Below are 12,947 nucleotides of genomic sequence, written 5' to 3' on the forward strand. Positions count from 1 at the left end.
CGCGGCCGTCCTTGAGGAAGGCAATGATCTTGTGAGGTGGCGACTTGTACTCGGAGATTTCTTTCGACATGCTGACCTTCCGTGGAGACCTCTATGGATCACACCATTAGAACATCTACGGAAGAAAAAGAAGACACCAAAAATCCGTGTCAACACCAAACTTTTAGCAGCCCAGCGTTAGCCCCGGGTAACGGCCGTGGAAACCGCCGCTAACGCGGTACGGCTAACTAAACCAACAACCCGCTAGTGCTTCGTCCAAATTTAATTTTAGGGTGAGCCGAACGCGCTAGCGGGCTGTTGATTAAGTTTGCATCGCAACCCGATGCGTGAGTTTTGAAGTTGCGCTTTTTTCGTAACCCGCTGCGTAAGCGAGGGATAATTGATATTGACTCATCCCTCGCTTACGCGTCGGGTTACGATTAAATCAACAGCCCGCTAGCGTCGGGCGTCGAGCAATGCCCGCGGCTAGCGCCGTCGGCTCACTAAAGAGTCCGTTCACCATCAATCACCAACGTCCCCAACCAAGAAACGAAGAGTCCACTCATGGCACTGGCTGAAGACAAAGTTCGCGAAGCCTTGAAAGAGGTCATCGATCCGGAATTGTACGTCAACATCGTCGACCTTGGATTGGTTTACGTCGTCGATGTGGGCGAAGAGAACGAGAACGGCAAGCATGACGTTCACGTCGAAATGACGATGACCAGCCCGATGTGTCCGGCCGGCCCTCAATTGGTCGCCGGAACCAAAGCCGCCGCCGAATCGCTCGACGAAGTCGAAGCGTGCAACGTGAAGGTCGTGATGGAACCCGCTTGGACGCCCGAGCGGATGACCGACGAAGCCCGCGACCATCTCGGCATCTTTTAAGTTGCTGCGACATCAACTCGAAATCCGTGTCGCCTATCAAGAGACCGACGGCCAGCGACGCGTACATCACGCCAACTATCTGAATTATTTCGAGCGTGGTCGTGTCGAAATGCTGCGAAGCATCGGGCACGACTACAAGGCGATCGAAGACTCCGGCAAGATGTTGGTCGTGACGGAAATGAATGTCCGTTACCACGCTGCCGCCGACTTCGATGACGTGCTGACCGTGACCACGGAAGTGACCGAGATTCGCAAAGTGCGAATGCGGCATCGATACACGATCCACCGCGACGACACGCTCTTGGTCCAAGCCGACTCGGTGATCGCGTGCATCGATCGCGAAGGCCGTCCGGCTAGGCTGCCGGACCTTTCAACTTGACGTGTCGAAGCCATGTCAGGGACCGTCACTACGGACAAGCGACCGCGATACAGCGTGTTCTTCAACAAGATACCGGAGCGGATCGCCGCTTAGATCTTCAGCCTTCGAAATCGTGAGCGCCGCTCACGGAACCAGCCAAAGCCCTGCGTCTGGACCGATGATTAAACGTTCTTCGGGTGGCACACGGGATACCAAGTATTCCCAAAGTTGTGAAGTCAATTCCTTCAAGATCGGGATCAGTTTCTGTTCGGCGGCTTGTTCTCCCGTCGTGGGGATACCGAAGACCGAATCGCTGATCACACGGCGAACCTCTGCGATGGTACGTTCGATTCGTTCGGCCGGACCCCGGTCATGAAAATGCACCTCGCCATTCTTTCTTAGCGTTTTGAGTTCGAAGTCGTTGACACTCACGGCGGTCAGCTAATTAGGCGCACGGAAAGAAGGATTTCGTAGCGAGATACTTGGCCGAATCTTATCCGATACGGGCGCACGCCTTTTCTAGCAGGTCGCTGGCACCGAGTTCGGAGATAGTTCTCGCCTTTAATGAGCAGGTGGGACGAATGCGATTCCTCATTTTGGCTTAGGCGGTGCGGCCCATGTGCCGAAACAAAATGCCACCCGGTTTGCGTAAATTGCTGACCCAACCGGGCTAGGGGAATGCTATGATGTGCGAGTTGAAAAGCGCACACGACGAGTCACAAGAATCTCGCGAGATTCAAAATCTACTTTGATCCTTAAAGGTTAAGACACCATGAGAACTCGCCACAAACAACCAAGGTGCGTTGCCCGACGTCGTTTGCAGATCGAACATCTAGAATCCCGGCGGACATTGGCTGCCACCGACCTTGCCTCGATTATCGGTCGGCTTTACATCGATACGTCCGGCAATGGATTTGATCCGAGCGAAGAATTACCATCGGCTGAAGTACGTTTGTTCAAATATGACGAGAGCGGGCCGATCGATCCGGTCCAGGACACTCTGCTGCGTCAAGTAAGCACGCAAGAGGACGGTTCCTATCGTTTTGATCGTCTTAGTGAGGGAATGTATTACGTCCAACAACCTGCGCAAACGGTCGGATCCTTCACACTGAACGAGCATTTTTCGCCCTTGTTCAATGTCACTGAGGAAATCTCAGCAGGGCAAGTGATTGCAACGATCGACTCGTTCAACCAGCCTCAGGCGGTCGCCAACACCGGTAGTGACTCGAATCCTACAACCAATCGCGTTGCTGCTGACGAAGCGATCGGCGGTGAACGTGACTTAAGCGTGTCCCATGGCGGCCTGTTTGGCTCCACGAGGGCGGAAGTGGATGTCAACTTCAGTGTAACCGCCTTCCTTGGCGGGGGTGAGGCCACGGTAACCTGGGATGGACCGGACCAAGACGGCGAGGTGCTCGACGCGGACGGGTTGGGCTTCCTTGATCTGACCGGCGGCAGTGATCACTCGGGCATCTACGTAGGGGCTGCATTTGGATTTGGTACTGGTACGCGGGGTTCTGTCGTTGTGTATTCAGGCGACAACGACGTCAGCGAAGCTAATACCGATTTCATTGCCTCGGACAAAGACGTCTTTTTGCCCTTTTCGTCTTTCAACGTTCGCAGCGGAGCGGGGGCTGATTTCACTAATGTGGGTGCCATCGAGTACCGCGTTTCTTTGAGCGATCCGGTAGACTTGCCTTTCGTATCTTCGACCACGATCGGGATCGCCGCGATGAAGGCGTCCGAGTTAGTGCATGACTTTTCCAATCATTCGCCGACGCTCCTGGTCACCACGCTGGAAGACGAAGCCGACTTTGACACTGGACCATTGAGTACACTTAGCCTGCGAGAGGCAATCGGTCTGGCCAACGGATTTCGCGATCCATCCATGGTCGATGCCATCAGTTTTTTGCCAGAATTGTTCGATTTTGGGCTGGCCATCATTGAATTGACGCTCGGAGAGTTGTCGATTGAAGATGACTTAAAGATCAATGGCCCAGGAGCGAAGTCGCTGACGATTGACGCTGGTGGAAACTCGAGAGTCTTCAATATCCTGAGGGGCGACGTGACGCTCGAGGGGCTCGATATCACCGGAGGGATCGCCGAAAATGGCGGGGCGATCCAAAACCTCGGTCATGGTTTCCTAAACATTTCGCAAAGTTGGATTCACGATAACGCAGCCACCGGCAACGGCGGGGCGATTCACCTTGGTGAAGACTCCCGTACCTTGCGGATCATGGACAGTACGCTCAGTAGCAACACCGCGATGAGCCAGGGGGGCGCGATCTATCTAGCGACGGCCTTTACGCAGCAAGGAATTGCCGAGGTTTTTAACAGCACCATTTCTGGCAACGCGGCACCATTGGGAAGCGGGATTGCCGATTCCAGCAATAGCTCAATCGATGTGGTTCTGAGAAACTCTACGCTCACTAATAACACCGGTGAAGCGGCATTTTATGCGTCTGGAACGGCCTACAATTCCATCATTGCTGGGAATCATTTTGACGGCGATTTCAATTCGCCGGATCTCAGCGGTATTCATGCGCCGGTACTGTTCTCTAGCATCATTGGGAAGCGTCTCAGCTTTGATAGTTTTGAAGAACCACAGGCGCCTGACCGAAACGGCAACCTGATCGGTAGCGAGATCGCGATTGATCCGCGTCTCGGCCCTCTCGCCGACAACGGTGGCCCCACGCCTACGCACGCACTTTTGCCAGACAGTCCTGCGTTGAACTCGGGCAACCCTGTGTTTTTGCCTGATGAAATGGTTGAAGTCGATGGCGTTGGCGGTTTTGTCGCTCCGATTTCTTCCGATCAACGTGGAGTTCCCCGTATTCAACTCGGTGCCGTCGATATCGGTGCTTTCGAATTGACCGCCATTGCCGATCTCGCTTCGCCGTTGGTCGTGACCACTCTGGACGATGAACTTGACGCCGACCTGACGGGTGATCTTAGTGACTTGAGTTTACGAGAAGCACTCGCTCTATCGTCACTTGTCGAGGCCACCGAGATCACGTTCGCCGCTTCGTTGTTCGGTTCGTCCCAGACGGTGATGACGCTCACCTTGGGCGCGCTCAACGCATCGGGCACGGTTCAGGTCACCGGCCCCGGTCGCGACTTGTTGGCCATCGACGCGGGTGGCAACTCACGCGTGTTCAACGTGCAAACACCGAATGCGAATTTGACAATCGACGGGTTGCAAATTTCAGGCGGCAAGACCACCGGCGACCACGATCATGGAGGCGGAATTCGATTCGCATCCAATGGAACATTGACGCTGGCCAATGTTCGTATTTCGCAAAACGAAGTGGCGGGTGAATTCGCCAGCGGCGGCGGCGTTTACACGGCGTTCGGTGACATCGTGATCACCGACAGCGAAATTTCCAGTAACTTCATCAGCGGAGCGGAAGGCGATGGATCAGGTCTTTATGCCGGCGGGCAAAACGTGCGAATCGCAAACACAATGATTATCGGCAATCAATCAACGAAGGTAGATGGCTTTGGTGATTCCGATGGCGGCGGAATTTTCCTCGGAATGAATTCGGCTGCGGTCATCGAAAATTCGCGAATCGAAGACAACATAGCCGGGACGAGCAATTCATCCGGCGGCGCGATCGCAACGTTAGGGCTATCGCTATCAATAACTGACACCGTGATCTCGGGCAACATCAGTCGCAGTCAGAATGGAAATGGCGGTGGCGGTATTTTTTCCAATCAAACGCAGTTGACAATTGAGCGTTCACAAATCGTTGGCAACAAGGTTGAGGTTCTCGATGAGTTTGGGGCCAACGGCCTTGGTGGGGGCATTCATGTCAATGAAGGCAGCTTGAGGATTTACGATAGCACCATTGGCAACAACGCTACCGAAGTCGAGAACGGTCACGGAGGTGGTATCTATTCGCAAGATGCGACTGTCTTGATTGTCGGCAGCACGATCTCGGGTAACCGAACAACGAAAGCGGACTCGCACGGCGGCGGTCTTCATTTGAACCGTGGTTCGTTGGAGATCGCCAACAGCACATTCGGTTTGAATGAGGCTCAACTTGCCAGCGACGGCGGAGCCATTTATCTAGCGGCGGGAACGTCGGATTTGATTGTTCATAGCTCGACCATCGCTCGCAACACCGCCAGTGGTAATGGTGGTGGTCTGATTTCCCAAGGTCATGGTTCGCTGTCGATTACAAACACACTGTTTGCGAGCAACTCCGCTGGCGGAGTGGGACCGGACATCAATTCGACATTCGGCGACTCGGATTCGATTCTTTACAGTCTTGTCGGTGTAAGTACGGGAACGGGATTGGCTCCTTCGGAATTCCCGGACGCGTTAACCGGCAACTTGATTGGAACGGCGGCGGCCCCGGTCGATCCATTGCTAGGCCCGTTGTCGGATTATAGCGGCGCAACTCAAACGTTTGCTCTCGCACACGGTAGCCCCGCGATCGACCAAGGTGACCCCGAGTTTATCAATCGCAATATGTCCGAAGTGTCGAATTTCGACCAACGCGGACAAGATCGTGTTTTCAACGATCGCATCGACATCGGTGCTTACGAGTTCGGCAACGCTCAACCGCCGACATTGACGTTTGACGTTGCCAGCCAGCCTGTTCCCGAACGCTTCGAGCAGACCGTCATCGTGGTGCACCTCGATCGTCCCTCACCCGTTGAGCTGACCGTGCCATTGACGGTGACGGGTACGGCGGAGCAACCTGCCGATTATGTCTTCACCGATACTGTCATTCGTATTGCGGCGAATCAAACGAGTGTTTCAATACCCGTCGAACTATTCGACGACGTTTTTGATGAGGATGATGAAACGATCGTGTTCACATTCTCGCAATCAGCGGATGTCTTGGCAGGAGTCTTTTCGACCCATGTCGTCAACATCTTGGACGATGAACCGCTGCCGGAAGTTTCTTTCACGATGGCGGAGCAGTCGACCGATGAAGAAACCGAATCGATTCTAATCGGCGTCCGACTCAACTCGTTATCGCTGCGCGACGTTACCGTACCGTTGAGCTTTTCAGGGACGGCGTCTGTCCCAGGCGACTTCACCGTTGACCTGCCCATCGTGATCCCAGCGGGAGAGTGGTCAGCAACTCGGACGTTGACGATTGTCTCTGATGAGATTGCCGAACGCACCGAAGTCCTCGTGATCGGACTGGGTGAACTGGTCAACGCGGCTCCGTCCACCGAGCCTTCTAAGCCGATCTTGCACGCGGTCACGATCGAGGACGACGATGTAGTCTATGTGACCTTTGTCGGAGCTGGCCGAACGGTGTCCGAGGGAGCGGGCGTTGTCGCGGTGACGGCGCGTTTGGTCGGCGCGTCATCCGAGCCGGTCAAGGTGCCAATCGCTTTCAGCGGCGATGCACTCGATCCTAGACATTACACGGTCACAACCGACGCAATCGAGTTCCCCGTCAACCAATTTGATGCGGAGGTGACGATCAATGTTTCGCTCCAGAACGACTCACTCTTCGAGCCAGACCGATCGGTCGTGGTTTCGATGGGGACGCCGGAAATAGCGTTGTTCGGTAGCACCACAGAGTACGAGCTTGAAATCGCCGACGATGATCAACCGACGGTTCAGTTCACAACGTTTTCGCGTGAGGTCTTTGAGGATGTCGGTACTACTTTTGTGCAGCTTCGACTCAGCAATCCGTCCACGGCTCCGGTGGTAGCGGACATTCGTTATGTTCCCGGATTGGCGACACTAGGCGTCGATTTTGCCAATTTCCCCAGGACCGTAACCTTCGAACCCGGCCAAGGGCTGACGGCAACGATCCCCGTTGCCGTCATCAACAACGCTCCCAATGAAGTCACCGAGAATATTGGTTTTGCAATTGGTAATGTGACAGGTGGAAAACGAGGTAACGTCTCAACGCACTCGTTGGTTATTCGTGACGACGATCCGTTGATCGGAATCTATGGCCCCGGGCAAAAAAGCGCCATCAGCGTTAGAGAATCTGATACTTCGGAGATCCTTGTACTTCTTTCCAATATCAGAAATGCGCCCACTTCGACAAACAAACCACTTGTCATTCCGCTTTCGTTCACCGGGAATGCGTCCACTGCGGACTACCGACTTGAGGCGATCGCACCGGCGTCGTTGACCGGGAACATGCTGACGATTCCGGCTGGACAGAACGGTGCGAGACTCCGTTTCACAGCCATACAAGATCTGATGGTTGACGTTGTGAAGTTCAGCTTCCAGCGGGCGGAAGCCGTGCAAATTAGTCTCGGAGCTACGGGTGGTGCGATACGGCGTCAAAGCCAATCGGCCTACCGGGTTAACATAATTGATTTCACTCCTACGGTCAGTTTCACGGCGGCTTCCCAAAGGGTATCCGAAGGTAGAGGAACGGTTAGGGTCACCGCTCGGATACCCAGCCCGTTGACCGAAGATGTCACGGTGAGACTGGAGCGAGGCGGGGCGGCTCGAGACACCTCCACAGTGTTCACAATCTTGGGCAACCTGATTTTCCTGGATCGAGACTTCGTGCCCCCAGGCGACACAATCACCATCCGGAAAGGATTTACTGAAGGTTCGATTGAGTTCAGAATCATTGATGATGAGGAGAAAGAGGTGTTTGATGAATCGATCACGTTCCGGATGCGAGATGCGCAAGGTGCGGTCATTGGTTCACCATCCTTCCACAAGGTGACGATCCTTGATAACGATGGGGCCAATCCGTTTGGCAATGCGTTTCTCAGGGACGACGAAGTCCTGGATTCTATTCGGGCTGGAAACAATTCAGAACACTCAGTAACCGCTGGAACACTCGCGATCGGTCCGGAGCCGTTTATCACTAGCGTCGACCTCAATAACTTAGATGCTCTAGGCGACATTCTTGGAGGCACTGCTTCCGATATCAACTGCACTCTTGAGAAGTTATGCATCGTTGAGGCACACGAAGGATTCTTGGCAGGCTCGACCGTCTTCTTTGATGCGAATCGAAACGGTGTGCGTGACTTCCTTGACGTCAACCAGAGCGGGATGCAAGACGACGGCGAACCTTCTGAACCTTCGGGCACCAACAACTCCGTCGGTGCGGCGCTGCTCGAGTTTTCTGCGGCTCTGGATCAGAATAACGACGGCATCATCAACTCAGCCGACGGTCGGCTCGTGGTCATCGGTGGCACCGACTTGTCGACAGGCTTGACGCTCGATTTCCCCCTATTCGGATACATTGAAACAGGAGTGGTCACGCCGCTGACGACGATCATGGCGGGGTTGATCGAGAACCACGACTACTCATTTGCTGATGCTTTGACCCGAGTCGCCGAAGCGATGGGCCTGCCCGATACTGACTCAATCTCGTCGAACACTGTCAATGGTGTCTTCACTGGCGATCCGAATTCTCCTGCGATCTTTGCCGCGACAGCGGCGATGCACAACACGTACACGCAAGTCGCTTCACTGCTTTCAGGTGCAAGTGCGGGTTTGCCAAGATCGGTGGTCGTGCGTGGTGTGATTGCCGACATCGCGGAAAAAATATCTGCCGTCGACTCTGGGTTGAACCTGAACTCGCCCATCATCGTTCGATCGATCGTGCGTGGGGCAGCGGGACGGGTCGGTGTTGTTCTTACGGACGACCTCGTCGTTGCCGCAGCTAATGTGATCGTCGACGGTAACCGCTACACGTTCGGTGTCGAACATGAAAACTCAATCGCGTTCCTTGAGCAGATCGTACGGGGCCAAGTCGTGTCGCAAGGGATCGCCAGTGCGGCATTGAGTCAAGCAGCAGCGGGAATGTTAGACATCGTTGATTTGGTCGATCAATTCACTGCCAGCCGTTTGACCGAAAAGATTGATGCAGCCACGATCGGCCTGATTATCCCGCCCAAGATCGCCATCAATGACCTCGCGATTTTCGAGGGAGACAACGGCACGAGTGAGTTAGTGTTTACCGTGTCTATCAGTGAACCTCCCACGTTTGAGGTGACCGTCGACTATGAGACGATCGACAATACGGCGACGCTTGAAGATAACGACTACATTCCAGCCTCCGGATCGCTGACATGGGCGGTCGGCGACGGAGCGGAGAAGACCATCCGCGTCACGATTCAAGGTGATACCAAATTTGAGACAACCGAGTTACTGGGTGTGGTTCTTTCCAATGTGACGAACGCTTTACTGTTCAAAGACATTGGCTTGGGCGGTTTGATTAACGACGATGCGCTAGACATCACACTCACCGGCGGTCCAACGACAAGCGTCTTGAGCCGTGAAGGAGATTTTCTGGAACTGATGCAGAATGAGGTTTCGGTGTTCAGACAATCTGGATTTTCACCGGCACCGATCGAGATCACCGGCAGTGACGGCGATGATGACACGCTCGTGATCGACCAGTTCGGCGGCAATACGATCCCTACTGGCGGGCTAACGTTCCGTGGTGGACAGGCCGGTGTTGACTCGGTTGTTTTCCTAGGTGGAACGTACTCCTCGATTGTTCATACGCTGACCAATGCGACCGATGGCGTTACCACACTGGTCGACTCGCTCACCGATGAAACACAAACGGTTCAGTGGTTTGGGTTGGAACCGTTCGCCCTGTTTGTATCGAGTGTTGATGACATTAGACTGGAACTTCCCGCGAGCGGGGCCGGTGCAGTCTTGGAAGACGCCGATCCCGCCGAGCCAGGGACAATGCGGTTCCGAAGTTTAAGTGGCGAGTTTGAGGCAACCGAATTCCGAAATCCCAATGGAATGTTAAGTGCACGCGGTGGTGCTGGTAACGATTCTTTTAGCATCGACGTGCTGGACCAAGGTTTCGAAAATATTCCGGTCCATCTTCATGGAGGTGGCGGGATCAACGCTGTTCGGATCCTTGGAAACCAGCGATCAATCGATCTCACGCCTACGGGACGCTTCCAGCTTAGTAGTATCGACTTGATCGATAGCAGTGACGCTGTGGGAACGACTCTGTTTGTCGATGCTCAGGCGGCTGTGACACTCGATACCGGCGGTGATGGCACTCGGTTGCAAGGTGGAACCACCGACCAGGTCAAGTTCATGGACTTTACCAATTGGCGGATGTCACCACCCGCCATCGAAGGCGGGCAATCTCGAAGCATTGTGACCACCAATGGTACCTTTTTCGAGGTCGAATTTGGCAGCCGATGGCAAAACCTCGCTCGCAACAGCGACGTCAACAACGATGGGCTCGTTACCGCTCTCGATGCGCTCCAAATTATCAATGAACTCAATCAAGCGGCATTCTCCGATGCGGAAACTGCCGAACTACTTGATCCGGTCGACCTGCCTGTTTGGCCCAATGTGTACTACGACCAGAATGGGGATGATAGAGTGACCGCGCTGGATGCACTACGGGTAATCAATGAACTCAATATGTTGGATCAGAGTAATGAAAGCCTTCCGCCCGAAAGTGAAGCAATCGTCGATTTATATTTCAAGACCAAAGACCTGACACACGGAGATAGTGTTCCGTTGTTGGGGAGCAACCAAATGCGACAAGACAGCGACGACCTAAACGAAATTCTTGATTCGATCATTGGTCTAGTCCCAGAAACGACAAAACACGTTGGCCATTGGTTTGCTCCAGTGGATGAAGTTTTGGTGGGACTTCGGCCAATAGTGAATGGTTCGGATGATCAACTTGAGTCGGACATAGAAGTCCTCGATTTAAAACTTCTCCGAAAAGAGGGCTGACCCTCTCCAGCAATACCATTTGCCAGCAATCAAATCGGAAATAAATTAAAACAGGCTGCCCCACCGCTCGTCTCGATGACGTGAACCGAGATGACGTGGACCGACGTGTGCGTTCTTCGGAGCTTGACGCGAAAACATGACAGATGGAAACGCCGGGCATCCTGCCATTTCTAAATCAAAGATGCTACGATGAGGCAGACTTGCTGACTTCTCCCGCCTTCTCCTGTTCGCTACGTAAATAATCACAACTTTATGAATCGACGAAACCGATGTTCTTTGTTCCGGCAGTCGATTTTGCTCGGGATGCTTGCTTTGGCGATGGCAGGTTGTGGGTCCGAGCGACTCGGTCCGGATGATTTCAAACGTCGCGAGCGAGAGGAAGTGATCGTCGACTCGAGTCGACGCAGCACTCCCGCCCAACCCGCCACCGAAGCCACCGATGATGCCCCTGCGGCACCGAGCGGGCCGGAAGATTTGTTTCGTGAGGCCGCCTTGAACGGCGACTTGGCCGCCGTTCAAGCCAAGGCTCAAGAAGGCGTGGAGATCAACGCCGCCGATCCGCAAGGACGAACGGCGTTGCAGTTGGCTGCCTTTGACGGGCACCTGGAAACGGTGAAGTGGTTGATCGCCGAAAAAGCCGACATCAATCATCGGGATCAATTCGGCCGGACGGCACTGATGTACGCGTCGACGGGTGATAACTTGGCGACCGTCGAAGCCTTGCTCGCCGCCGGGGCGGAGGTGAATTTGGTCGATAAGGAAGAGAGCTTCACTGCGTTGATGTTCGCTGCGGCGGAAGGCCAAGAAGCGATCGTTCGTCGTTTACTCGACAGCGACGCTGACCCCACGATGAGCGACGCCGACGGCGAAACCGCTTCGGACTTCGCCAAAGCGAATGGTCACGCCAAGGTGCTGGAACTGCTTTCCGAGGATGTGCCGCAGTAAGCATCGCGGGAAATCCAAACTGGTGGTGACACTTATTGATCTCGCGATTGTTCACTGTCTTCCCAGTTGTCGATTCGTTCGCCGGCGCCATTCCATTTGGGTGTCGGATGGTCGATCTCGCCGGCGCGGACCCGTTGCTTCTCGCTGAGCAGTCGCAGATGCTCGCGGACGAACAGCCGCTTGAGGGTTTGGTCACCTCGTCGGAGGCGGTACAGAATGCGTCCTTTGCGACGGACGTAATACATTCCCGTGATCACGCCGACGAAAAGCTCCCGTTCCATACCTGTCCCGATGGTTTCGACCTCATCGGCCAAGTCGAATCCTTCGGCTTTGATCGGTAGCCATAGACACGGCCGCAAGCGAAACGCGAAATCGCCGTAGCGATAGTGGTAATAGGTCCCGTCGAACGAGTCACGTCGTAGGACGCGTTCGCTCGGGATCAATCGGGATACCAGGGGAACATCTGCGGGATGAATGAAGCCTTGGCCGTTCTCAGGCCAGCGCGGCATCAATCCATATTGGGGGAATACTTGCACGATGTGAAACGAAGAATGCGAATCGAAGGACAAGGAATGGCGTGAAAACGCTGAATCGACTTCCGCTAAATCCTAGCTAAATTTCCGATGTTTGGCGAATCGGTCGATCATTTGAGAATAAAACCTTGACCCGCCGGTTGAATGCTTGTATTAATTGAGTGATACAAGGAGAACGTCAGTGCTACTTCATCTTTCCGCCGAGGGCCCGCCGATCTATCAACAGATCGTTGAGCAGATTCGTTCGCGGATCATTTCGGGCCAATTTCAACCGGGCGACGAGTTGCCGACGATTCGTGGCTTGGCCGAATCAGCCCGTGTCAATCCGAACACGATCGCAAGAGCTTATCGCGAACTCGAGAACGAAGGCTTGGTCGAGAAGCGACGCACGCGGGGTACGTTCGTTTCTCAGAACACGCCTTCGCTCAGCGTTGCTCAACGTCGCAAGCGGCTTACTCCTGAAGTGGACCGCGTGCTTATCTTGGCTTCCCAAACGGGCGTGTCAGTCGAGGAGTTGATCGACTTGATTCAACGTCGCCGTTCCCTCATCGAACAGAAACCATAGGTGACCAAT

7 protein-coding genes are annotated in these 12,947 nt (G+C 54.3%); 5 read left to right on the top strand and 2 right to left on the bottom strand.

Features of this window, described 5'->3' with window-relative positions; translation table 11 throughout:
* The first annotated feature begins 543 nt into the window (after positions 1 to 543).
* Positions 544 to 864 (top strand): metal-sulfur cluster assembly factor, encoded by a 321-nt coding sequence (locus Pla100_RS14925; RefSeq protein ID WP_146578517.1) that lies wholly within the window; start codon positions 544 to 546, stop codon positions 862 to 864.
* A gap of 1 nt (position 865) precedes the next feature.
* On the top strand, positions 866 to 1,243 hold the full coding sequence (locus Pla100_RS14930) for an acyl-CoA thioesterase (protein ID WP_146578518.1): 378 nt from the start codon (positions 866 to 868) through the stop codon (positions 1,241 to 1,243).
* A 123-nt stretch (positions 1,244 to 1,366) separates the two neighbouring features.
* Here the strand turns inward: Pla100_RS14930 and Pla100_RS14935 are convergent, their stop codons facing one another.
* Positions 1,367 to 1,654: a hypothetical protein gene (locus tag Pla100_RS14935; RefSeq protein WP_146578519.1), complete on the bottom strand. Its 288-nt coding sequence runs from the start codon at positions 1,652 to 1,654 to the stop codon at positions 1,367 to 1,369.
* A gap of 340 nt (positions 1,655 to 1,994) precedes the next feature.
* Here Pla100_RS14935 and Pla100_RS14940 point away from each other — a divergent pair, with 340 nt between their 5' ends.
* Both Pla100_RS14940 and Pla100_RS14945 read left to right on the top strand, forming a co-directional pair.
* Positions 1,995 to 10,895, top strand: a complete 8,901-nt coding sequence (locus Pla100_RS14940) for a choice-of-anchor Q domain-containing protein (RefSeq protein WP_146578520.1) — start codon at positions 1,995 to 1,997, stop codon at positions 10,893 to 10,895.
* A 252-nt stretch (positions 10,896 to 11,147) separates the two neighbouring features.
* Positions 11,148 to 11,840 carry an ankyrin repeat domain-containing protein gene (locus Pla100_RS14945; RefSeq protein WP_146578521.1) on the top strand — a complete coding sequence of 231 codons (693 nt, stop codon included), beginning with the start codon at positions 11,148 to 11,150 and terminating at the stop codon, positions 11,838 to 11,840.
* 32 nt (positions 11,841 to 11,872) lie between these two features.
* Here the strand turns inward: Pla100_RS14945 and Pla100_RS14950 are convergent, their stop codons facing one another.
* Positions 11,873 to 12,349 (bottom strand): DUF6960 family protein, encoded by a 477-nt coding sequence (locus Pla100_RS14950; RefSeq protein WP_231603075.1) that lies wholly within the window; start codon positions 12,347 to 12,349, stop codon positions 11,873 to 11,875.
* Between the two features lie 205 nt (positions 12,350 to 12,554).
* Between Pla100_RS14950 and Pla100_RS14955 the strand changes: the two genes are divergently transcribed.
* On the top strand, positions 12,555 to 12,938 hold the full coding sequence (locus Pla100_RS14955; protein ID WP_146578523.1) for a GntR family transcriptional regulator: 384 nt from the start codon (positions 12,555 to 12,557) through the stop codon (positions 12,936 to 12,938).
* Positions 12,939 to 12,947: the final 9 nt, after the last annotated feature.

The sequence above is a fragment of the Neorhodopirellula pilleata genome (genome assembly GCF_007859915.1).
Lineage (GTDB): Bacteria > Planctomycetota > Planctomycetia > Pirellulales > Pirellulaceae > Rhodopirellula > Rhodopirellula pilleata.

Bases quoted from the DNA above. Each gene is read 5' to 3' on its own strand.
- Pla100_RS14925 (WP_146578517.1), top strand. From the start codon at position 544: ATGGCACTGGCTGAAGACAAAGTTCGCGAAGCCTTGAAAGAGGTCATC.
- Pla100_RS14940 (WP_146578520.1), top strand. From the start codon at position 1,995: ATGAGAACTCGCCACAAACAACCAAGGTGCGTTGCCCGACGTCGTTTG.
- Pla100_RS14945 (WP_146578521.1), top strand. From the start codon at position 11,148: ATGAATCGACGAAACCGATGTTCTTTGTTCCGGCAGTCGATTTTGCTC.
- Pla100_RS14950 (WP_231603075.1), bottom strand. From the start codon at position 12,349: ATGCCGCGCTGGCCTGAGAACGGCCAAGGCTTCATTCATCCCGCAGAT.